This is a genomic window from Paenibacillus oryzisoli, from assembly GCF_001653565.1.
GTDB classification, from domain to species: domain Bacteria; phylum Bacillota; class Bacilli; order Paenibacillales; family NBRC-103111; genus Paenibacillus_E; species Paenibacillus_E oryzisoli.
This window is the reverse complement of the sequence record NZ_LYPB01000032.1, coordinates 1-24,051: the sequence shown is the minus strand read 5'-3', so window position 1 is coordinate 24,051 and position 24,051 is coordinate 1. Positions and strand designations below refer to the sequence as shown.

Sequence of the window (24,051 nt, the reverse complement as noted above, 5' to 3'; positions counted from 1 at the left end):
TGCGTGTTCATTTCGACATGTGGGAACGGAATACCTTTAAATAGAAGAAGTCTTCCTATTGGAAGACCTAAGTAGTAACCAAAAACTCCAGCTATTTTTTCATTAATTCGGCTCTTTTGAACTTTAACTGGAAAAACTCCAGCTAATTCCTGCTACTTCACACGATATGGATCAAACGAGCGAAATTAACTACATATTATCCATCTGTTTCTGATTTCCACTCGAAAATAGCGAAAATAGATGTAGGTTTTCCAGTTAAAACGCCTCTGTAGCGGCGAAACGAGGAGTGAAGGGGCGAAACGCGGTCAGAAAAGGAACGGAGCCGGGATATGACTCCTATCCTTCCGTCTTCCCTCACTTCCGATCCGCCGGAAACACAAGCCCAATCTGTCTCCGCGCCTCATCCATAATCGCCATCGCTGCGCTGGAATTCGCATGTGAGTTCGTCGGAGATTCCAACTCACCCGCCTTAATCAGCCGGCTGAATTCCTCCGCCTCGTAGCGCATCGTTCTTGCGCTCTGCTCACGCGTCAAATCCTCTACAGAGCCATCGCGATAACGGATTTGCACCTTCTCCGGTTGGTTAATCTTATCGATAACCATGGTCGCTAACTCACCTTGAATTTCAGCTGGCAGGTAGGAGCTGGCGATTTTGGAATGCTGAATAACAGCATCCATTTCACGGTAGCTTAGCAATAAGCTGCCCTCGCCATCCACGCCTGATTCCAGCATGACCGCACTCGCTTGTACCCGTTCAGGTGCACCGAACAATACAACCAATGGATAAATACAATACACACCCAAATCCATCATCGAGCCATTTGAAAATACTGGATTGAACGCATTCAGCACAGTCCCCTGCTTATAGGCGTCATATCTGGATGAATATTGGCAATAGCTTGCAAAATAACGTCTAACCGGCCCAAGCTTATGTAAATTCTCTTGAACGACTTTAAAATTAGGCATCAGCGTCGATTTCAACGCTTCCATGAACACAACCTGATGGCTGCGCGCCGTTTCAATCATAGCGGCCAGCTCCGCACTATTCGATGCCGCAGGCTTTTCGCAAATCACATGCTTGCCATGCTTCATGCAATGAACCGCATACTCCGCATGCAGCGAGTTAGGACTCGCAATATATACAGCATCGAATGCGTCACTCTGCGCAAATGCCGTTAGGTCTGTGAATTGATGAGCCACATCAAATTTCCCGGCGAATTCCGCAGCCTTTTCAGCCGTGCGCGAGTATACAGCGGTCAACTTGAACTCTCCAGTTTCAAGCGCCGCATGAATGAATTCCTCTGTGATCCAGTTTGTACCAATGACTGCAAATCGTATCATTTTCCCCATAACTCCTTTATCTTGCTTGTTCTGTGTTAGACTTAACCTATCAAATTCAACCTCCGAATTCAATTATCATGACCATTTTACACAAATCCGCACACTCACTGGAACTTCCCGTAATGCTTAATCTTCACTTTCACTTGATAATGAATCTCAACTTCGGGGTATATCTCACGCCAATCCATCGCTTTCCATTCCTTATAAGCAATCGAATTCTTCACAGCGTTACCTACCCCAAGACTGTCCACATTATGTTGTTGCATATCCTTGACCATCATATCCATGTGCTCGGTCATTTTCTCAGCAATCTTACTCTCAAGTTTGTTGCGATCTTCTTCCTTGCTGATCTTCAGATCTCCCCTATACTCCAAAATAGAACCACTTACTGAGATTTGATAATTCACTGCATAAGCGCCCGAGCTTCCCTGCGCTACTCGAACTTTTCTTTTACTAATCAGCGAATCGAATAATACAAGTTCTTTCTTTTCATTCTCTCTGCTTAAGATTATTGGCAAAGAACCTAACTTGAAATTCTTGCTCAGCATAGCGAAATAAATCGCATCCTGCGCAGCGACCTTCATCTGATAACGATCATCTCGAAATAAGGCAATCCCATCAATCTTCACATGTTCGCCAATATCTTTAATGATTGGAGCCACAGGATCAATACCATCATCATAATAATCTCTAGTAAAATCATATAAACTGACCTTCGGAATACTCTGGAATTTCGATTCCGATTCCATCATTCGGTCAATATACTGCGCTGTTCGCAGGTAATTACTATAGGTTTTGGCTAATAAGTCATTGGCATTGCCATCTACAACGGTTACTTTGACCCGCGGTGAAACGGAAGGATCTCTCACTAGGGTATCGATATCATCCCAGAATCCCCGCCGTGCGAGCGACGAACCGAATAAGATATTCCGCATCTGCCCGCTAACTAGAATCAATTGACTTTGCCTAGCAAGGTCTACCTTAGCCCCCTTACTGCTATCCGTAATGGTCGTCAACACTTCTCTTGGCTTCAAACCTTCCCCTACTGCTAGTGGAATACTATTCGTTACTCTAAGCATACCGTCAGGTGTTAAATCGAAGCTTGTCGTATGGGTTAATCCAATCTTCTCTAAGATTCGCTGGTCACTCCCACAGCCCGTAATCGTTATCAGCAGCACACTAGCAATCAGCCATTGAAACCTAATTTTAAACAAGCTGTTTTCGCCACCTTTGAATGGAAAGAATGCCAATTAAGCTGAGCGGCAGAACAAAGGTATAAGCAATATTAAAATAAGTAGCAATATACAACCATTTACTCACCTCATCCAACACGCTTGGAATCCACGAAATTACATACATGCTCCCCATCATATAAAGCGTGATTCTTTCAATCTTCCTAGTCTTGAATATCTGCTGCAAACACAAACTTGCTGACCAATGATACATCACAATAGTAATGAGAACTCTGAGAAGCAGAAAGCTAAAGAGGAGATTCTCTGCTCTCTCGATAAAAGGAAATTTAACATATGCGAGTAAATCAATGAAAGGAAACATAATTAATTTCAACTGTTGTAAGCTATAGAAGCCGAAACAAATCAGTGTCACACTTACATAAACAAGAAAGCTAAAAACATTAGCTAGCTGGACACTTGTGAAAAATCGCGTTTTCGGCTGAACATAAGGAAATAACATGAGGCACAACTCAAACCCCAAGAAAGAACCGAAGAGATTAAAGGCTCCCAACCAGTATTCTTTTCCCTCTTTAAACAAATAGTGCGTATAGCGCGACAGCTCCAAATCATTATAAAACGTACCTTCCAAAAGCAGCATCCACAACACCAAAAAGAAAAACACGGTACTCGCCTTTGAAATCACGAAAATGCCTTTGATACTCAATAGATACGCAAGCACAGTAATAAAAAACATGAAGATCATCGGGTTAGCTGTCGGAAATGCGGTAACTTGAAAAATAAGGACATACTGCTTCGCAACCAGACTGGCTGTAAATGACCAAGTAAGCGCCAAAACGGTATAGATCGGATAAACGACCCATCCCGGTAGTAAGCTTTCAAAAATAGTAAAAATACTTGCTCCCTTCCCCATCTTCCATACGATCCAAATCAAGTAAATATTAAATGCAACGATTGCCGCAATAACAACCAACATGAGCCAACCGTTATAACCAAAATACTCAGCTGCAACACGCGGTAAAGAAAAGATACCCACACCGACTTGAATCATATGGATTAAAATGAAGATTTGGAAACCGTTCAGCTTCTCATTCACGCCAGGATCATCCTTATTTTCTCATTTTATTCTTCTTCGGATTGGCTGTTCTCACTTGATCTGGCCGCGACGTCAGCGTAGAGAAAGGACCACGAATGAAAACATCCTTCCAATCTGCCAATTTCGTAGGCGCAAAAGGTGATAAATAGGATGTCCCTAAACTGGTCAACCCGCATAAATGGATCACAATAAAGGCGATCCCCAACATCAAACCGAAATTCCCCCATACACCCGCAAGCAGTATCAACCCAAACCGAATAAGACGAATCGATGCACTCATCACATAACTCGGAATGACAAAAGAGGAGATTGCTGATGAAGCCACTGCAATGATGAGAATGTTACTCGTCAACCCTGCTTGAACAGCTGCTTGACCGATGACAATACCGCCAACGATGCCAATGGTTTGGCCAATTTTGGTTGGCAAACGCGCACCAGCTTCTCGTAATAGCTCTATCGTTACTTCCATCAACATCGCTTCAATAACTGGTGGAAAAGGCACCTTGCTTCGAGATTCCCTCAATGTTAAAATCAACGCCTCAGGAATCATCTCATAATGATACGTCGTCACAGATACATAGACAGCTGTAAACGTAATCGTTATCACGAAAGCGATAAAACGAAGCATCCTTGTAGCGGTCCCGATCGACCATCTTTGATAATAATCATCCGCAGAAGAGAAGAAGTCGAAGAATGCCGTCGGAGCACTAACCACCGCTGGGCTTCCATCCACAATTCCCAGAATACGGCCCCCTACCAATTTCGAAACAGCCGTGTCTGGACGCTCTGTAATTAGGAATTGCGGAAATAAGGAATACGGAAAGTCATCGATATACTGAGAAAACATGTTGCCGTCATAAACCGCATCAATTTCAATGGCACGAATACGGCGAATAAATTCATCAACCAAGTCCATATTCGCAATTCCTTTGATATAAAGGACAAAAACGACGGTCTTGGTGACCTCACCGACTTCTAATTTAACCACCTTCAAATGTGAACTTCTTACCCTTCTTCGGATTAATGAAAGGTTAGTCCCAGATGCTTCAGTAAACGCATCGTGCGGCCCCGTAATAACAGTCTCTGTCTCAGACTGTTGCACACTCCTGGATTCAGGCCCATAGGCAAAGAATAGATAGACCTTATCGTGATGAAAGATAGCTGCTTGCCCTGACAATATAGCAAGGACAATTATTTTAGGATCAACTGCTTTTTCAAATTGTGTCTGTTCCAAAATAAGACTTAAATCATCTGTTCGCGCATTCGATATGGGATCCATGACTTCCCGGGACAATAGATTGTGATCAATCATATGAGGAATATAGACGATATCCACCTGAACGCCAGGTATGTTTCGATGAAACACATCAATACAATCCTCAAATTGATTCATAATATGTGCTAGTGATAACGGATCATTCGTAACTGTGGACTCAGCTAATACGGGTACATCCAAACGTTTAGACCCACTGTCTGCTTGCCGCGAGAAGGAAAACAATAAACGATCCCATATGGCCATGCACGATCCCTCCCACTCAAAGCATTCTTTTATTCTGAGCAGTTACGCTTAAAATAATCCATTTCGGCCAAAAGTTGCGCCATAGTAATTGTCTTGACACGAAACCAAATGGTTTCGTATAATAAGTTACGCAACCATACGGTTTCGCGTTCGAGCGTCCGATGGTAATGTGATTTTATGCGAAAACTAGGTTGATGCGCTTTAAGTCGCAAGTAAGGTAACAAGTAAATAACAACACTGCCATTGGAGGCCTATTATTATGCAATCCCTGACTGATATTACACAAACACTCGTTTTTAATGCACCTATTCAAAAAGTATGGAATGCCGTAGCCACTTCGGAAGGTATCGCCGTTTGGTTCATGCCGAACAATTTCATGCCGGAAATCGGCTATGAGTTTCATTTGGAAGCTGGTCCCTTCGGCAAGTCCCCTTGTAAAGTCACAGAATTAGATCCCCCGAACCGACTCAGCTTCTCTTGGGGCAAGGATTGGTTCTTATCTTTTGAATTAGTCGAGTTAGATGGACAAACCCAGTTCACCCTTACCCATGGCGGCTGGGATATCGACAAAGTGACCGAATTCGGTCAACCGCACGATACGGTTCGCGATACTATGTCACAAGGCTGGGCAGGTATCGTCCAAAGGCTTTCTGCTTACATCGAGGGTTAAGATGGCCATTCCTGCGCAAAAGTATGACGTCTTCCAGGCCATAGCCGATCCTACGCGACGACATCTGCTGCAGTTGCTAGGTGATCAGGAGATGCCTGTCACTGCCATTTCAAGCCATTTCCCCATGAGCCGCACAGCCGTATCGAAGCATCTTCGCATTCTCGCAGAGGCCGGCTTAGTGAAAGAACGTAAAGTCGGCCGCGAAACGCGGTACCGCCTGGAAGCTGAGCCGCTGTTGGAGCTCAAACGATGGCTTTCCTTCTATGAGCGCTACTGGGAAAACAAACTTAATGTGCTTAAACGTTTCGTTGAGCAGGATGACGACACAACTGAGCTTATCTTCAACCCACTTAAAGTGGTGGATCCAGACAAATAGACGAATGGCTCGAAGAGTCTCCCGGTTTGGGAGGCTCTTTTGCGCTGCAGGGGCGCTGAGTGGCGAGATGGAGGAAAAAGTTGGCTGGGGACAACTGTGACGGGAGAGATGGTGTGATAACGACGAGGCGCGGGGATACGACGGGAGAATACGACTGGCGCGAGTGCGACCGAGCGGGTACGACTGGTGCGGGTTACGCCGGATGGGTGCGACTGGCGCGGGTGCGACCGGGCGGGTGGGACGGGAATAACAGGCGGCGAGGAAGGTGCCAAATCAAATAAATGGAAAAACTCCAGTTATTTCTTACATATTCATTATAAATTACCAAATAGATGGAATTTATGTAGTTAATTCAGGAGAATTTAGTGTTTAAACCAAAAATCGGCGAGATTAGCTGTAGGAAATACATTTATTTGTTGAGAAGAACGTTTTTGCGGCAAATTAACGGGAGAAAATACAGTTATTTGATATAAATTCACTCGGTGCACGCACCACCCATCGCCAGATACACTAGATAGCTGATAGAAGTGCTACACTTACACTCTCACCCGATCTCACCTTATTAACTTCATCTCAGAAGCCCACTCTACCTCACTCCACCTCACTCTACCTCACTCTACCTCACTCTACCTCACTCTACCTCACTCTACCTCACTCTACCTCACTCTAACTCACTTTATCACAGTATATCTTACTTCATCTTACTTTGTCTTACTTTGTCTTACTTTGTCTCACTTATCTTACTTTGTCTTACTTTGTCTCACTTATCTCACTTATCTCACTTATCTCGCTTCTCTCTTCAGCTCACTCTATCTCCATCACACTCTATCATACTTACTTCCCCCTACTTCATCTCATTTACTCACCCCTCGCACATCCACTCTTTGACACTAATCTTATCCCCCATCGCCACCTCCCCTCTACACGCCGCCAACAAATAACTTACGAAAAGTAATTTACTTACTTGACGAGACAGAAACTAAGGCGTATCATTAATTACATAAAGTAACTAAATATATTTAAGTACATTAATAATAGATAAGGAGATGTTTACCCATGATTTCACCTATTTTTGTAGGCCACGGTTCACCGATGATGGCGCTTCAGGATACTGCATGTACGCAATTTCTACTTGATTACGGTTCAAAGCTAGCACCCAAAGCCATCGTCATTTTCACCGCGCATTGGGAAACCGAAGTGCTTACCATTTCCTCCACTAATGATGCGTATGAAACCATCTATGATTTCCGCGGCTTTCCCGACGAGCTATTTCAATTAAAATACCCCGCCAAAGGCGACATTGCGCTGGCGCAGTCGATTGCTGAGCGATTCCAAGCGAAGGGCATTCCTGTTCAACTCGATAGCACACGCGGCCTAGACCATGGCTCATGGGTACCCCTTCTGCGCATGTTCCCTACACCTGAAGTTCCCGTCATTCAAATTTCGGTGAACCCCTATTTGCCGCCAGCCGAGCAGTACCGAATCGGCGAAGCCCTGCGTGGACTGGATCAGGAAGATATCCTGATCATTGGCAGCGGCGCCACCGTGCACAACCTGCGCGCATTGAATTGGGATGCGACAGAGCCGGATGCTTGGGCGGTGGCCTTTGACGATTGGCTTGCCGCCAATATGCAAGCCAAGAACCTGAAGGCGTTGTTCAATTACGCCGCAGAAGCCCCCAATGCGAAGATGGCCGTACCGCGGCCTGAGCATTTCATCCCGCTCTATATCGCGATGGGCAGCGGCGACCCTGAGCGGCCAGTCGAGATCATCCATCGCAGCTACGAAGTCGGGTCGCTGAGTTATCTGGCCGTTTCTTTCTAAAACGGTGCTGTGCATAGCGCCCCGCATGAAATTAGTTAGGTTGCACATGCTAACGTAACCAATTTCAGCAAACAGAGGTGCTCAAGCATTGACATGGATGACTCGCATCATTCAATTCTTATTGGCAGCAGCGTATGTCATGTTCGGGATTTTGAAGCTATCCACCCATGAGCTGCAGATGGAAGTCTTCACATCGACCTACGGATACAGTGTAGGTTTCATGTACATCATCGGAGCCGTCGAACTCGTCTCCGGCGTTGGGCTCATCATCGGCTTCTGGCACCCTCGGATTGCACTGCTATCCGCAGGCGTCATCGCTATGATCATGGCGAGCGCGATGCTGACCCATATCCGCTCCTACGAGGGAATGCGGACTTCGGTGTTGCCACTTCTCTTTCTGCTCATGGCAATGTTCGTCGTTGCGAGTAATTCGCGTCGACGAGAACGGGAATGGCACTAATATTGTTTATAAAAAAGCGTGCAAGCCACTAGGCTTGCACGCTTTTTTATATATCGCAACTGCGAACAATTAAGCTTCATTAAAGGTTCTAGCTCTAAGATAGGTGTATGACCACACTGGAAGTCGAATGCCCCTTATTTCGATAGTCCGAATATTAGCTTCCACAACAAGGAGTGATCCCTATTTCTAACCATCACAAACGAAATAAGACCAAAATCATAGCTTCCATAGCTATTCCCTTACTGATCATCGCCATCATTCTATATGGGCTCGCCAATCGTTATTTGTTCGAACATGTCGAGGTCATCGTCACCCCGCAGAACATTACAACCCCAGCGGAGCCCGTGAAACAATCAACGGTGCAAGCGGATGACTGGAACTATGAAGATGACAACGAAACCATTCATATCAAAAAGGTAACTACTGGCTCCGGGTCAGATATGATTACCTACTACGTGGCCGATGTGACTTTTAAGACTACTACAAATCTGCTTACCGCTTTCGCCAAAAATGCCTTCGGTACGAACATCATCGAAAATACGTCAACAATTGCAGCAAACAACAATGCAGTGTTCGCGATCAATGGCGATTACTATGGCTTTCGCAATGACGGTGTCATCATTCGCAGCGGGACGCTTTACCGCGACGAACCGGTGCGTGACGGCTTAGCACTACTAAGCAACGGCACCATGAAAAGCTATAACGAAGAAAACATTACTTCGAGCACTTTACTGGCCGAAGGAACAACGAACACTTTCTCTTTTGGACCGACGCTCGTTACGAATGGAGCGGTAGCTGGAGATTTCAGCAGCGTGACTATTGATAAAAACTTCGGCAACCGTTCGATTCAAAATGCTAATCCGCGAACTGGCATTGGAATGATTTCACCGAATCACTTTCTGTTTATCGTGGTTGATGGGCGAGCAAGCAATTATAGCCGAGGCATGACGCTCACTGAATTTGCAAACCTATTTCACGAGCTCGGGGCAATAGAAGCTTATAATCTGGATGGCGGCGGTTCGTCCACGATGTATTTCATGGGTAGAGTCGTTAACAATCCACTCGGCAAAAGCAATGAACGCGGTGTAAGCGACATTATTTATATTCCAAATTCTTAAGCGAGGAGGACTGCTAGCATGACTATCCTTATCCCTTCCTACGAGCCAGACGAACGATTGATTACTCTTATACACAAACTAAAGGAAGCTGGCGACGATGCCATTCTTGTCATTGATGATGGCAGCGGTGCAGACTACCGCAGCATATTTGACGAGGTGGAACAAGCGGGTTGTACCGTGTTAACCCATCGGATTAACCAAGGCAAAGGAAGCGCCCTGAAAACGGGCTTCGACTATGTAAGACAGCTAGCCCAAAGCGATGGCGTCGTCTGTGCGGACAGCGATGGCCAACATCTGCCGGGGGACATTCTGAGATTATCGGAAGCTGTTCGTGAACATCGGAATCATATTGTGCTAGGCAGCAGACAATTCACTGGCAAGGTTCCCTTGCGCAGCCGCATCGGGAATTCCGCTACGCGAATGATTTACACTTTGGCAACGGGCAGGCCCATTCAAGATACACAAACTGGCCTTCGGGGCTATTCTTCCGACATGTTAGATTGGTTATGCCAAGTCCCTGGTGATCGTTTCGAATATGAAATGAACATGCTTCTTGAGGCACCGCGAGTCGGATATCCATTAGTTGAAGTACCGATCGACACCGTCTACTTAGACGATAATAAATCTTCGCACTTTCGCCCGTTCGCCGATTCTGCAAGAGTCTATTTTCCATTTCTCAAATTCTCCGCCTCTTCGGGATTCGCCGCAATCTTGGATTTCATCCTACTGCTCGCATTGCAATGGCTGACTTCGAATCTGCTTATATCCGTCATTGGAGCTCGAATTTGCAGTGCTATTTTCAATTATTCAGTGAACCGCAAGTATGTATTTGTCAAAGGAAAAGGACAAGGAACCGCCATCCGCAAATCGCTTCCCCGGTACTTCTCTCTCGCACTCATCATCGTTTTGTTAAATTACGGAATGTTGCACCTTTTTCATGAGAGCCTTGGCATTTCACTTATTGCTGCAAAGCTTGTAACGGAAGCTTCCTTATTTATGCTAAGTTATTGGGCTCAACGAACCTTCATATATTGAAAGAAACCTCCCTGTCGGATTGTGACAGGGAGGTTTCTTTCGGTGAGGTCACCGGTGTGCTAGTTGCTTCAAAATCCTGTTAAGATGACCAATCTCATTACCCAGGTCAGAGAAGAAAGCCCGATCTTCCTCTTCTACAGCCTGAACGGCTTGTGAAGCGATCTCATCTCCCGTCTTAGTTACCGTTATGACGTTTGCCCTAGAATCCGTCGGATGAGATCTTCGTTCGATATACCCTTTTTTCTCCAGTGTCCTCAGCACCTGCGAGGTAACATTCACGTCCATCTGTGCATGCTGAGCCAATTGAATTTGTGTAATGCCAGTGTGATCATTCTTTTCATTGAGCCATTTGCAGGAAAAGAGCAGCACGAATTGCGGGTGTGTCAGTTCGTAAGGGTCCAACGCCTTCCGCATCGCCTTCTGCCATACATTGGTCACCTGCCACAACATAAATCCGGGACTTTCCTCTGCGTTACTGAATTTCGAACTCATTTACATTTCCTCCAAAGCTGTCCAACATGGCATTTGCAATAATCTGAAAGTCTTGCTGCGATATCTCAAAGTGCCCAAACCGAAATGGATAACCCCAGTTCTTCACTCCGCGTGTGAAGCTAAGCTGCTGCAACAGCGAGCTAATCTTTGTTTCTTTACACTCAGTATATCGAATGTCACGACGAAAGGGTATGAAAGAATCTGACATCGGGTATGGATATACCTTGTCATCCAGAACTCGCCCGATTGCCGTGAAGGCTTGCAAGGGCTCACCATCTTTCATTTCTGTACGCGGGGAGTAATAGATAAGCCAATCACCGGAGCTCATGCGTCTCAAAGGCGCTGCCTTCCCATGACAAAGCTGCGCGAAGCCGCCCAGCACACCTCGCCTTACGTGCGAAGCCGACACGACGCCGATCCAAAATCGGCTTTGTACGCTCATTATGTCAGACAGCATGTTGACGCTCCCTTTCCAACGCCAACGCGACAAGTCCTTCTATCGTATGCGGTATACCTTTGGCCATACCAGCTCCAATCTTCGGACCTAAATCTTCCGCATTCTGCCCCGTGATCATGACCTTATGCGTAACACTTGTCCCTTCGGCAGTCTCAACGATATGATGCGTAAAGTGAACTTGAATCCCTGCATCTGGCATATCAGTAACGTCGGAGAAGCTATGCAGAGGATTGACCTCTTTCAGTTCAAATCGCAGGCGATCCTGCCCTTCCGGCTGCAGTAACCCGCGCGTACCAGCGACAAATGCCCCCTCTAACGAAGCATGTACGATCCCCTTATCCCACTCCACCCAAGTTGAGATATCGCTGTACAGATTCCAAATTGTTTCCGCATTGGCCGTTGTCGTTACCGTATGTTCGAATTTCCACATTATGAAACACTCCCTGAATAGTATTTACACATATAATATCATTACATATTATATGTGTAAATACTATTTTCCCGAACATTAGGATTGGTGTACCAAACTAACCAACCCGCACGTGTTCACTCACCAAAAAAGAGACCCACAGCAACGGGCCGCAGGTCTTAAGGTATATATATATTAAAAGGGGGTCGAATTTCATTATAAGTTCCGAACCTTAAAAGGAGATGAAATTCAGATGTCATTTGCGTGACAAATGATTCCTCCTACGTTACAGCTTGCACACTGTTTCTTTACTCAGCCAGCTTCGCCTTGATCGGAATATAGATATCCATTTCTACTAGCTCATGCAGGTTCGCATGACTGCGCTCATCGTACCATTCAAACTCGGCGCTCCCCGCATGCTCGTACCCTGAATGAGGAAACCATTCCGAGAAGATCGTCTGCCAAGTCGTCTGAATCGATGCAACGAAGTGATCCTCTTTCACCTTCGGTGTCGTGAATACAGCGTAATTCGCTTCTGGAAACTCGCGGCATACCATATTTGTCGGAACATCCTCGAAGCTCGTTGCCTCCATTCCGATGATGTAGGTTAAATCCCCGCTTTCCAAGTCGAAATCCACACAAATCCCTAGCTCAACAGGCACCCCTGCGTGAACGCGGTTCGGGATGTGCTGCCCCAACCCTTCTTGCATGTACTTCTGCCAGAACAACGGGATATCTCGATGATTCTGCCCCTCCTTGCAGGAAGTCTTCAATTCATATCCAATCAATTTAAAGCCAGGTTTCGTTCTCAAAGCGTAGTCCATGCGTATTCCTCCTAAATAGGGATTAAATTTCCGATCCAGCACATTCACTTGGGGATAGTTAGGCGGTCGTATGCCTTGCTTGCGATAGTCAAGCGGCGTACGTTCAAACACCTTTTTGAATGCCCGTGAGAAGTTTTCTGGGGACCCAAAGCCATTATCGAAGGCAATATCGATCAATTTCTGCTCAGTATAGGCGATTTGATAAGCAGCTCTCGCTAATCTCCTCTTGCGCACATACTCCATCACCGCGTCGCCCACCATCGTTTGAAAAACCCGATGAAAATGAAAGGCCGAGAAGCAGGCGACCTCGGCTAAGCATTCAACAGATAACGGACCCGACAGATGCTCTTCAATATGATCCAGCGTCCTCTGAATCCGCGCCTCGTATCTGGTATCCATCATCTGCCCCCTCAACTTCGTAACCTTAGTTTACGCGATTCGGAACTACGCTTCTTGATATTTCTTGCTCCTTATTTCCAACTTCCTTTGGAAGCAACGGAATACGTCTTGTATTGATTCTTCCCCTTAATTTCAAGACAATTTAACTGCAAACCGTAGGCGCAACCGCCATCAATCCCTATTTTGTCCGTATCAAACCAGACTTCCGCTTTCCCATGAATATCTTTGGTCGTGGTATGTCCAAACACAACAATCTTCTTCACAACAGTTCTCTGCCCAACAAATGGTGCACGAATCCAAATAAAGTCCCGCTCCGGCTGTGTTTTCCAATCCACATAAGCAGGGTTCAGCCCAGCATGGACAAATATATGGGTGTCATTCTCATAATAAAGGGGCAGATCACGCAAAAATGCCAGATGCTCACTACAATTCGCTCGAATGCGCTCTTTGGCTGTTTTCAAATCAAAATCCCTAACCCCGCTAAAGCTTTGAAACGTCTGTATGCCCCCATGTTCAAAAAATTTCATTTCCGTCAAGTCATCGGTGCCGTTCATCACTTCCAGAAAACGCTGATCATGGTTTCCCTTGAGTGCAATCGCACCCTTCTCACGCACTAGAAGCATCACATGCTCCACGGTCTCCCTACTCGCCGGTCCACGATCTACATAATCTCCTAGTAAAATAAGCTGATCTTCTTCTGGGTTAAACTTTACTTTATCTAGTAATTCCTTAAACTCATCTGCACAGCCGTGGATATCGCTAACTGCTAGCAATCGTTTCATAGACGTTTCCCCCTGATGTTCTCTAGTCTAAACTCCCATGTATATAGCTTATTCTAGCATATTTCATCGCGTACAAGCCCCCTTAATTATGGAAATCCGTGTGAAAGCAGGAAAAAGGACGCCCTGAGCGGACGCCCTTCCACAACAATTAATTGATAAATTGAACCCCTTGCAAGAATCTCTTCAACATGACTGCAGCTTCTGCTCTAGTTGCTGGAGCCGCTGGGACAAATTCCGTTTCGGTGACGCCATAGATAATACCAGCATGTACCGCCCCGGCTACGGCCTCTTTCGACCATACGCCTAAGGCATTGCTATCGGAAAATTTGTCCAATTGCTTGAGGTCAGCTACAGCTGATTTACCGGCAAATGCCATAGCCCGCGTAATCATGACCGCCATCTGTTCTCTCGTGATGCGTTCATTCGGTCTGAACGAACCATCTTCAAAGCCCTCGATCAAGCCAGCTTTAGCCGACGCACCTACAGTTCCCGCGAACCAACTGCTCATAGGCACATCCGTGAAACGTGTTGCTCCCTCTTCCTTTAAACCAAGCGACCTGACCAGAAGAGCTGCAAATTCGGCACGCGTAATGGGATTGTTAGGTCCGAAAGTCGTATCCGAAGTACCTTGAATCACCAATTTGGAGGCTAGCAATTCGATCTCCTTCTTCGCCCAATGACCTTGAACGTCTTCGAATGTTTTGGAAGATTGAACAACGGTATACATACTGTTACCTTGACGTTTGATCGTGACTTCCGCCTTGCCATTGGCGGTTGTTACAACCGCAGGTACGAAAGACATCTCCCCGGTTTCCGGGTTGAACATTACCGCAGTAAGTTGATCGGAATCTACCGTTTTAACTAAGGTAATCGTTCTGGATACATACGTTTTCCCAAAATCATTCACCGTTACCGTCTTCCCATCCGCTTCCGCAGTAATCGTGAAATCAACGACATCTGAAAGCAGCGTAAGTCCGGCCTGTTTAGCTTTCGTGTTTATCAGCTCCGCTGAAGGACCTGTAACTTTTTCAATAGAGATATTCAATTTCATATGACTTACGTCGGTACCAAGCACATCCGCTATCTCTGCAAGATCGAATGACTTGGCAGGAAGATCGTAAGTAAACTCACTGCTTTTCATCGATAACAGCGCGTCTGGCGTGTTTTTCAAACCTAACGATAAGGCGTTTGCATCCAGTTGAACGGTAGCAGCTCCTTCACTGCCCTTTACATCAATCGTAATCTTCGGTTTGTTGGACGCCTTCGATTGGAGTGCCTCAAATGCTTTCCCCAAAGTACTTCCATCCACTGTAACGACAGCAACGATTTTCCCGTTCACTGTTTGATTTACAGGATTGATTGATATGTGCACCCCACCATCGTCGCTAGTTACAGCCGCAGTAGGTGCTGCCGAACCTCCTGATGCAGTATTCATTGATTCTTGATGTGCAATAAATTGAAGGAAGCTCCCTCTGATTATGTTTCCTGCCCCATCTCTTTGATAAGGCAATGAGGGCGTCAAGCTTACAAAGTTAGCATTGGAAAGCGCTAGACCCGATTTATTGGCGGAGACAGTACCATTAAACATAAAATTAGTATCAGATTTCAATTCTGCTGGGTAACTGTCCCTTGATGCATAATCCTTTTGATAGGACACAAATCCATTAATACTGAAATAAGAAGGTTTATCCGCATACGGTTGGAAGTATAAGTTCCCTTTCGCATTGTTAAAGCCAATATTATTCTCAGCTATGACGCCTGGATTGCTATTATTCGTAAATCCATAGGCACCGTTGCCAAATGCCAAACTATTCCGGATGATATGATTGACACGGATGCCTTCGCCTCCGAGTTTAAAGCCATTTTTATCACCATCACCTACACGATTATTCGTTAATGTACCATTGTTATAAGCGATACTGTCCTCAATGAGAACCGCGCCAATAGCACCTGTACCTGCCTTCGTGTATAAATCCCAGCCATCATCAATATTGTTATGGGCAATATCACCTCGGAAGATGTTGCCTGTGCCCGATGTTAATTTGGCAGCAAACCCATCCGCATTGTTATTCGAAGGATCCACATTATCGAATGATTCGCAATTCAGAATGAGATTGTTGGAAGGCCACAACGATTTATTGGTTTCCGTTACGTCTGTGCGGCTGATCTGGAGACCCGTATCTCCATTGTCATAAAATCTGCTGCCCTCCACGATATTGTTGCTGCCGCCAACCGTAAAGCCTTTGGTATTCGCTGCCGAACGGGTAAAATCAATACCTTGCACATGCCAGTAATTACCGCTGAGCACAACACCTTCTGATCGTTTATCAAAATCGATAATCGGCTTAGCGCCTGGGGCTGCGATCAAATACTTCATGGCATCTGCTCTGCCGTCATTGCCTTTCTTGATATCCAATTTGGCGGTACGTACATATCGACCATCCTGCAGAATAATCTTCTGACCGGCCCGTACATAATCGATCGCGGTATCCAAATCAAGCGGGCTATCCACGGTGCCATTCCCGCTACTAGTCGCTGTTGACGATACATAGATGTCACCGTTATCTACATAGGTTTTCATGTCGACGGTATGATTTCTGACGATTTTATTATAAGTCGTCAAATATTGCGTATCATCAGGCACGAATGTTGCTGTAAAGTTCGTATACGTATTCGCCGTAACTGTACTGTTCAGCGAAACAAGCTTACCCGCTTCCATAACGGCATCTTGTTCGATGATGTTAGGTCCTTGTTTAATCGTAACTTTACCGTTCACATTGGACATCAGTCCTAACGTATACGCGGTTACAGAAGTTCGTGTTAGACCTACAAAGTTAACATCAGGTACCACTGGCTGTGGCACTGGCACTTGCATCGGCGTATCCGTATCCGCAGAAGTAACTTTCAGTTCCATATTGCTTACTACGATCGTCGCAAGTCTAGCGGTGTAGAAGCCGACATACATGTTATCGCCATCTTGAACGGTCATGATGTCCGGCACATACATGTCGGCACTTGTCCCGTTATTTAATCGGCCCGTGAACCCGTTGTTCGTTTTGCTTAGCGTGAGCTTATAATTGGTTGCCGTATTGCTTGCCGCAGGTCTGACCGAGCTAAGCATACTGCTTTGAATCCCTTTACTGCCCGCGCCATCTGGTGTGGTAACACCTGTTCTAACGAACAATTGTGTACCATTCGGTAAAGTTGTTCCCCCACTGTAACCACCGATCGCCGCAATGTTGGAGGCAAATACCGTGGAATCTCCTTGCGTACCGATCGCATCTCGAGCCATAATTCCGAACGATTCCTGGCCGTCCTGCGGTTCCTTGGCATAAGCTTCAACTCTGATATCTGCCGATAACTCAAAGTTATCCTTCCTTGCATCCAACTCTGTATAGTAGAAGGTGATGCCATCATGGTCGCCAGTGACTTTACCGCCACCCTCCAGCGCTTCAAGCCTGACTAACCCATCTTCATTAACTGTTACTTTATTGTTCGCATTTGACGTGGATTGTCCAAACCGAATCGATTTCCACGCATATGTTGTATCAGCAACTACCGTCACTTTCAGAAGTGTCTGTGGGATTGCTGCATTATTCGGAATAATCGCGATATCATATACACCTGGCACCGTTTTATCAAAAGCGTTCGTATCGACCGTATACTCTGTATCTGCCAACTCTCCTAGCTTACTGCTGTAAACCACGGATACTACCATACCTGTTCCATCAAAATCTTCGCCAATCGCATAGGTTGTTCTCGGATATTTCGTGACTCGGCTGCCCATAATTTCTTGTGGTAGAACAGTAATCGTAAATGAAGCTGTCGCACTTCCTTTACCTGTAGATACCTGTAATGACTTCGTACCTGCCGAACTCATGTCTGCAAGTGCGACGGCATATTCGCTTTTCAAAAGCTTAACTTCCGTATGATCATCGTACTTCGCGTATACAGCTATGCCGTCTTGGACGAATTTATCCCCGACAAAATAGTTCGTTTTACGCGGCCCCTCTCTAACTTCTAAGCCTGTCATTTGTGCTTGCTTAACTGTCACCTGAAGTGCCGTATAGGTAGACGAAGTGACAGTGGAGCTCACGGTTACCGTTTTGACACCTGCTGTTGCCGTCGGCTTGAATGTATACGTAGCATTCGTTACGGTCACATCCGCTTCCGGAATAATAGAGAAGGCATATTGGTTGCTTGCCAATTCAACCCAACGACTACCGTAATTATATTGTCCTAAAACGGTTAGACCTTGCGGGTCGAAGACTTCTCCAGGATAATAATCCGTCTTCGCAGGAGGATATTGAATGTCGATCCCGGTTACGACCAAAGGCTGAAAGGTTAATGGAATGGATGCCGTTTTCCCGTTAAAATTCACCGTAATGGAACTGGGTTCTGCTTGCGTATTATTAAATCCAGTGACCATATAATCGCTAGTTGATAGCTCTTTCTCAACGTTCCCGTCATAGACAGCTGTAACCTTTAATCCTGTTAAATCAAGGCTGTCGCTGACGTAATACTCTTTTTTCATAGAGGTAGCATCTACCTTCAGACTAAGAGGGGCTCTCGTGTCCTTCGTGAAGGTTACATCAGTGAAGGTAACCGCCGTATATCTAGCAACATACAGACCTACATAGGCCATACTTCCTGTTATTTTGTCAATCACATGGGTCTGATCACCAACTTTGACACTGTAAACATTCCCTGTTTTCTTTATACTCAGCGCATAGCTAACCCCGGCATCTGGGACCGCCGCTTTGCCAAATTCATATCCTGTTTTCACTTGCGTGAGCGTAGGACTGCCACTCTTGTAAAATCCCTGTACTTTCTGATCAATGGCACCCACGGCGATATATTCGCCCGTGAATGCATTCGGTGATCCTTGGCTCACATTCTCAAGCATATTGCTTCTCAGCATAATACCGAATGAGGACTGCTTTTTGTTACCTGCGCTATCACCTGGAAGTGTAAATGTATCCACCCTGACTGTTGCAGATAGCTCATAATTATCATTTGCATTCACTTGCTGATAATAGTAAGCCAATCCTTCACTACTGCTTGAGATTTTCCCCTTAGCGCTGCCAGCAACCGTATTCGGACCTTTCGCACTCGTTAATGTAACTGATTTATCCGAATTCTCCGTAATCCCAAAATTAGCTGTCGACGGACTGCCGCCGATATCGCCGAAGACGCTTCCCTTCCATGCACTCGTGCTTGGAATATTAATCAGCCCAGCTGGCGGGTCTGCCGCCTGAGCTGCCCTCGGGAGCATCGCTGCCACTAAGCATACAGCCATTATTAAAGCGATCCATCGATTCTGTTTCCTCAAGTCACATGTCTCCTTTGTAATTGATATACGAGTTATCTCATCTGTGTAGTTATGTAGTTGGGTTCTTAGGTGTATGTATCCCGTAGTTGAGCTTGCGAGGTATGTGCTTGTATGCGGTTTCACTATTGTGAACGTTGATGGATATTATCCATTAAATGGAAAAACTCCATCTAATCTCCTCACTTTAGGCGTGTTGAGGAACTAACTGTATTTGCTACAGTTAGTTCCTCCCCTTATAGCGAGAAACGGTTGAATTGACCGAATTAGCTGGAGTTTTTCCATCTAGTTGCTGAGATCAGGCTATTTCGTGAAGAATAGCTGTATGTTTTCCATCTACCCTGCGATGGCGGGGTGGGATGAGCAAGCCTGAGTGCTCGCTGCTCGAGTTGCTCATGTACGCTGGACTGCTCATGTTCTCCGGATTGCTCACGTCCGCATATCCTCAGGTGCATACCCTTACCCCTTGATCGAACCAATCATGGCACCCTTAGCAAAATGCTTCTGCAAGAAGGGATACACCAACAGAATCGGAAGCGTTGCTACAACGATAACAGCCATTTTGATCGACTGAGCCGGTGGTGGTGCCACGCTGTCCAAGTCGGAACTTACGTCCATGCCGCTGGCAAGAACAACGATTTGACGGAGCAAAACTTGAATCGGCCACTTGGCGCTTTCATTGATATAGAGAATCGCGCTCATATACGTGTTCCAATACGTTACCGCGTAGAACAACGAGATCGTTGCAATGGCAGGCATCGACAACGGCAATACGATACGGAACAAGATACCGAAGTCGCTGCAGCCATCAATTTTCGCGGATTCCTCCAGCCCTTCCGGGATGTTTTGGAAGAAATTTTTCAGAATAATTAAGTTAAACGCACTGATCGCTGTTGGCAGTATCAACGCCGCATAGGTGTCGATCATGCCAAGCTCCTTGACGACGAGGAACGTCGGGATCAACCCGCCGTGGAACAACATCGTGAATACGACGAGGAACATAATCACTTTGCGCCCATCCACATCCCTGCGTGCCAAGCCGTATGCCATCAACGCGGTGATGAACATACTGATTACAGTGCCGATAGCTGTCGTGCCAATCGAAACAGCCATTGCTTTAAATATCGTATTCGTCGAAAATATAAATCGATAAGCTTCGATACTCCAATCCGTCGGAATGAGGACGAATTTCTTCGCCGCCATTTCTGCGCTTGTCGTGAAGGAACCTGCCACCACGTGCACGAACGGGATAATCGTAACCAATCCGATAATGGTTAATAACACATAGTTGATGATACCGAACATTCTGCCGGCCATTGTTTTATCTTCTACCACAACATTCAACCTCCTAGCTGCTTACACTCAACACATGCCTAGTAAACGCCTTCTTCGCCCATTTTCTTCGCAATTCGGTTCACGATCATCACCAGAACAAGTCCAATAAATGATTTGAACAAACCGATCGCGGCGCTGTAGCTGAATTGCCCTTGTTTCAAACCAGCTGTATATACATAAGTATCAATGATCTCAGCAACTTCTCGGTTCATGGAGTTAAGAAGCAAATACACATGTTCAAAACCGAGCTCGAGAACCGCACCAATTTTCAAAATTAATAGAACAATAATGACACTTCGGATCGCCGGCAGCGTAATATGCCATACTTGTCTCAGGCGTCCCGCGCCATCTATGCGAGCAGCTTCATACAACCCAGGATCAATGGAGGCAATCGCCGCCAAATAAATAATCGTTCCCCAACCTGCTTCACGCCAAATGACTTGCAGAATATAAATCGGTCTGAACCATTCTGGAGCTAGTAAGAAATTCACCTTTTCCCAGCCGAAATACGTAATTAACTCATTAATAACGCCGCCATCCATAGTCAGCATAACGAACGAGATGGAGACGATAATGACCCAAGACATAAAGTGAGGCAAGTACACAATTGTTTGAAACACTTTCTTGAAGAGATCTCCTCTGACTTCATTCAGCATAAGTGCCAAGATGATAGGAATCGGGAAATAAAACAAGAGATTCATCACGAACAGGATTAACGTATTGCTCAAAATATTCAAGAAGTCCGGCTCTGTAAATAAACGCTGGAAATGCTCGAAACCAACCCATTCACTCCCGCTAATGCCTTTGAAAGGCTTGTAGTTCTGGAAGGAAATGATCAATCCATACATGGGGATATACTTGAACACGATAAAGTAGAGAATACCGGGCAACAACATGACATAGATCCATTTATTTTTCCAAAGACGCCTGCTCAGTTCACTGCTCGACTTCTTTGCGACAACACGTTGCGCAACATTCACTTCTTGCATAGGACTTCTTCCTTTCCTTAAAAGGAGAAGACTGCCGCGATGCAAGCAGCCCTCTCGCCTTGACTAGTCAGACACGGTGTTGCTGAATTACTTCTTAAGTGCGTTGTATTCTTCGATGATTTTGCTGCCGCCACGACTCTTCCAATCTTCAACCGCTTTATCAAAGCCAGCTTTATCAAGCGTTCCGTAAATGTATTTGTTCGTTGCATCTACGATCACCGCTTGCAGTTGAACACCTTTTTCAAGATTTGTTTTGGAATCTAGCGCAGCAACTGGATCTTGAACTGCGAACTTCAGGTTCGCGATTTTCAACTCATCCGCTTTACCTTGCGCTGGGATCGTTGGAATACCCAAGAATCTGCCAGATGTATCTTCATCACCAATTGCTGCGTCTGTGAATGGTTTGACTTCACGTGTCCATTTCTCTTCATCGAGCTTCTTCGCTTTGTTGTCGGTTACACTGTAGTTCACATCTTTAATGCCCCAGTTCGCCATGTTAGCGACTTCTGGTGTCATCATTTTGTCGAAGTAAGCGAGTACCTTACGAAGATCCGCTTCCGTTTTATTGGAGGATTTCGGGAATAGAACGACATTGGCATAGCCAGGCAGTGCCCATGCGGCGAATTTGCCGTCAGGTCCAGCTACCATGCTGTGCACATCGACTACGGCTGTCGGTACATTCTTAACCAAGTCTTTGTTCAACGTGGATACGTCTGTCATCGCGCCAATGTACATACCTGCTGTTCCGCTTGTGAACAGTTTTTGTTGATCGGTTTTGCTTGTCGCCGCGAAATCTTTGTTGATGTAGCCGCCATCGCGCATTTTTTTGAAATAATCCATCGTCGCTACATATTGTGGGAACATGAATTCCGGAGCTAGCTTGCCATCCTTCGTGCCCCAGTTATTCGGTGTGCCCTGCCAAGCAGCAACTGTTTTGAATGCGCCATAGATCAAATCGTTACGATCGGTTAGTCCGATGGTGTCTTTTTTACCATTTCCGTCTGGGTCATTCTCCGTAAACGCTTTCGCCATGGCGAACAATTCATCTAAATTAGCAGGAGGTTTCAGACCTAACTTATCTGCCCAGTCCTTGCGGTAGATGAGACCTTGACGAGCAATGTCTACGCCGCGGTACAAGGAGTACAATTTGCCATCGACTTTCGTATTGTCGTTCGTTGTGGATTTCAATTTACTCAGATTCGGGAAGTCCTTCAATAGAGGCCCAATCTCCCAGAACTGTCCGTCACGAATCGCGGATTTCATTTGAATGAATGTCGCTTGGTTTTTCAAGTAGGTTGCTTGAGGCAGTGCGCCCGTTGCAAACGTCGTATTCAATTTCTCTTCATATGTGTCTGCCGGGAAGAATTGATACGTCAGCTTCGTGTTCGTCAGCTTCTCAAGTTCTTTAATAATCGTATCCGGAGGGGTTTGTGCTGTATTGAGTGGTGCCATGATGGTAATCGCTGTCGGTGTATTGTCTGTCGGCTTCGGCGCTGCTGTTGTCGTTGCTGCCACTGATGACGATGCTGCAGTTGTTGATGCAGGCGTTTCTTTATCTCCGCATGCGGCTAGAGCAAAGCTGGAAACGAGTAGTACGCTTAGTGGAATCGTAACTAAATTTCTCTTCATATCGGTTTGACCTCCGTGAAAATGTGGTGTGCTACAACTCACACATTACACGGTTCGCAAGGGGTACCGAAACAATCATTTGCTCATATAACCCGCGTCTGGCGCGGGATGTGAGATGATGATTATCGGGCGGGGAGATGATTATTGGGGGGCGGCAAATCACCATGATCATGATGGTTTTCCATATTAGAATAAAAAAGAAAAAGTCTACCAGTTGGTAGACTTCATATGCTATATTTAGTTGGTACAATCTGGGCTTGTGTGCGGCTCCCTCCGGAAAGGAGGTTGATGCCATGGAAACTTTCCAAACGATAATCGTTATGCTTGCGTTCGGTACGTTCATACTGGCGCTTCTGACTTATATCGAGAAACGAAAGTAACCCACCCAGGTTGACCGCCTACCAGTGGGTTACACCTTGCTACTACCTTGGAGGTCGCCCACCAAATGATTGTGCAGGAGACGTGTTGGTAGCACGTCTCTTTTCTTATTTATAATCTTATCACGCCTGTTTTATACGTGCAACTTACTTGTTGCCGTACGACGCTTGCCTTATCTTAGATACCAGTGATTAACTGGAAAACCTCCATCTATTTTTACCGAAATGCGCCCAATTTCAAATTTAGATGGATTTCCTCCAGTTAATCTGAGCTAAACTACTAATTCCGAGAATAGTAGCTCAAATTAACTACCTATTTTCGTTACTACTTAGGTTCAGAAGCTGAATTGTCCTTGGAAGACGGAGATAAGCGAGGCGTATATGGGGAGTTTCTGTTTCA

At 45.7% G+C, this 24,051-nt stretch carries 21 protein-coding genes; 8 read left to right on the top strand and 13 right to left on the bottom strand.

Features of this window, described 5'->3' with window-relative positions; all coding sequences use genetic code 11:
* Window positions 1-354 precede the first annotated feature (354 nt).
* The 4 genes from A8708_RS00545 to A8708_RS00530 form a co-directional block, all read right to left on the bottom strand.
* On the bottom strand, window positions 355-1,341 hold the full coding sequence (locus A8708_RS00545; RefSeq protein WP_068661591.1) for a Gfo/Idh/MocA family protein: 987 nt from the start codon (window positions 1,339-1,341) through the stop codon (window positions 355-357).
* Window positions 1,342-1,445: 104 nt separating this feature from the next.
* Window positions 1,446-2,555 (bottom strand): Ger(x)C family spore germination protein, encoded by a 1,110-nt coding sequence (locus A8708_RS00540; protein ID WP_068661590.1) that lies wholly within the window; start codon window positions 2,553-2,555, stop codon window positions 1,446-1,448.
* Window positions 2,548-3,627, bottom strand: a complete 1,080-nt coding sequence (locus A8708_RS00535) for a GerAB/ArcD/ProY family transporter (RefSeq protein ID WP_068661589.1) — start codon at window positions 3,625-3,627, stop codon at window positions 2,548-2,550. Before A8708_RS00535 ends, A8708_RS00540 begins: the two co-directional genes overlap by 8 nt.
* 13 nt (window positions 3,628-3,640) lie before the next feature.
* Window positions 3,641-5,146: a spore germination protein gene (locus tag A8708_RS00530; RefSeq protein ID WP_082927178.1), complete on the bottom strand. Its 1,506-nt coding sequence runs from the start codon at window positions 5,144-5,146 to the stop codon at window positions 3,641-3,643.
* Between the two features lie 259 nt (window positions 5,147-5,405).
* Here A8708_RS00530 and A8708_RS00525 point away from each other — a divergent pair, with 259 nt between their 5' ends.
* The 7 genes from A8708_RS00525 (at window position 5,406) to A8708_RS00495 (ending at window position 10,629) form a co-directional block, all read left to right on the top strand.
* Entirely contained in the window at window positions 5,406-5,816 is a 411-nt protein-coding gene (locus tag A8708_RS00525) for an SRPBCC family protein (RefSeq protein WP_068661588.1), read from the top strand.
* 1 nt (window position 5,817) lies between these two features.
* The gene (locus tag A8708_RS00520; RefSeq protein ID WP_068661587.1) at window positions 5,818-6,192 is read left to right on the top strand and encodes an ArsR/SmtB family transcription factor; all 375 of its coding nucleotides are present in this window, start codon (window positions 5,818-5,820) and stop codon (window positions 6,190-6,192) included.
* A 59-nt stretch (window positions 6,193-6,251) separates the two neighbouring features.
* Window positions 6,252-6,473 carry a hypothetical protein gene (locus tag A8708_RS35995; RefSeq protein WP_204787445.1) on the top strand — a complete coding sequence of 74 codons (222 nt, stop codon included), beginning with the start codon at window positions 6,252-6,254 and terminating at the stop codon, window positions 6,471-6,473.
* A 775-nt stretch (window positions 6,474-7,248) separates the two neighbouring features.
* Window positions 7,249-8,016, top strand: coding sequence for a DODA-type extradiol aromatic ring-opening family dioxygenase (locus tag A8708_RS00510; protein ID WP_068661585.1), 768 nt, complete (start codon window positions 7,249-7,251; stop codon window positions 8,014-8,016).
* Window positions 8,017-8,113: 97 nt separating this feature from the next.
* Window positions 8,114-8,476 (top strand): DoxX family protein, encoded by a 363-nt coding sequence (locus A8708_RS00505; RefSeq protein ID WP_239696468.1) that lies wholly within the window; start codon window positions 8,114-8,116, stop codon window positions 8,474-8,476.
* Window positions 8,477-8,649: 173 nt separating this feature from the next.
* Window positions 8,650-9,594 carry a phosphodiester glycosidase family protein gene (locus tag A8708_RS00500; protein ID WP_204787444.1) on the top strand — a complete coding sequence of 315 codons (945 nt, stop codon included), beginning with the start codon at window positions 8,650-8,652 and terminating at the stop codon, window positions 9,592-9,594.
* Window positions 9,595-9,612: 18 nt separating this feature from the next.
* Entirely contained in the window at window positions 9,613-10,629 is a 1,017-nt protein-coding gene (locus A8708_RS00495; RefSeq protein WP_068661583.1) for a bifunctional glycosyltransferase family 2/GtrA family protein, read from the top strand.
* Between the two features lie 48 nt (window positions 10,630-10,677).
* Here A8708_RS00495 and A8708_RS00490 read toward each other — a convergent pair whose 3' ends face one another.
* The 9 genes from A8708_RS00490 to A8708_RS00450 form a co-directional block, all read right to left on the bottom strand.
* The gene (locus tag A8708_RS00490) at window positions 10,678-11,121 is read right to left on the bottom strand and encodes a MarR family winged helix-turn-helix transcriptional regulator (protein ID WP_068661582.1); all 444 of its coding nucleotides are present in this window, start codon (window positions 11,119-11,121) and stop codon (window positions 10,678-10,680) included.
* Window positions 11,102-11,578: an EVE domain-containing protein gene (locus tag A8708_RS00485; RefSeq protein ID WP_068661581.1), complete on the bottom strand. Its 477-nt coding sequence runs from the start codon at window positions 11,576-11,578 to the stop codon at window positions 11,102-11,104. The genes A8708_RS00490 and A8708_RS00485 overlap by 20 nt, the downstream gene beginning before the upstream one ends.
* On the bottom strand, window positions 11,568-12,008 hold the full coding sequence (locus tag A8708_RS00480) for an SRPBCC family protein (RefSeq protein ID WP_068661580.1): 441 nt from the start codon (window positions 12,006-12,008) through the stop codon (window positions 11,568-11,570). The genes A8708_RS00485 and A8708_RS00480 overlap by 11 nt, the downstream gene beginning before the upstream one ends.
* A 287-nt stretch (window positions 12,009-12,295) precedes the next feature.
* Window positions 12,296-13,210: an AraC family transcriptional regulator gene (locus A8708_RS00475; RefSeq protein WP_068661579.1), complete on the bottom strand. Its 915-nt coding sequence runs from the start codon at window positions 13,208-13,210 to the stop codon at window positions 12,296-12,298.
* Window positions 13,211-13,281: 71 nt separating this feature from the next.
* Window positions 13,282-13,992 carry a metallophosphoesterase family protein gene (locus tag A8708_RS00470; RefSeq protein WP_068661578.1) on the bottom strand — a complete coding sequence of 237 codons (711 nt, stop codon included), beginning with the start codon at window positions 13,990-13,992 and terminating at the stop codon, window positions 13,282-13,284.
* Window positions 13,993-14,140: 148 nt separating this feature from the next.
* On the bottom strand, window positions 14,141-19,324 hold the full coding sequence (locus tag A8708_RS00465) for an S-layer homology domain-containing protein (RefSeq protein ID WP_068661577.1): 5,184 nt from the start codon (window positions 19,322-19,324) through the stop codon (window positions 14,141-14,143).
* 456 nt (window positions 19,325-19,780) lie between these two features.
* A complete protein-coding gene (locus A8708_RS00460) occupies window positions 19,781-20,656 on the bottom strand; it encodes a carbohydrate ABC transporter permease (protein WP_068661576.1) in 876 nt (291 codons plus the stop codon).
* Between the two features lie 38 nt (window positions 20,657-20,694).
* Window positions 20,695-21,645 (bottom strand): ABC transporter permease, encoded by a 951-nt coding sequence (locus A8708_RS00455; protein WP_068661575.1) that lies wholly within the window; start codon window positions 21,643-21,645, stop codon window positions 20,695-20,697.
* Between the two features lie 87 nt (window positions 21,646-21,732).
* Window positions 21,733-23,274 (bottom strand): extracellular solute-binding protein, encoded by a 1,542-nt coding sequence (locus tag A8708_RS00450; RefSeq protein WP_068661574.1) that lies wholly within the window; start codon window positions 23,272-23,274, stop codon window positions 21,733-21,735.
* A gap of 293 nt (window positions 23,275-23,567) precedes the next feature.
* Here A8708_RS00450 and A8708_RS35170 point away from each other — a divergent pair, with 293 nt between their 5' ends.
* On the top strand, window positions 23,568-23,654 hold the full coding sequence (locus A8708_RS35170; RefSeq protein ID WP_081787580.1) for a putative holin-like toxin: 87 nt from the start codon (window positions 23,568-23,570) through the stop codon (window positions 23,652-23,654).
* Window positions 23,655-24,051: the final 397 nt, after the last annotated feature.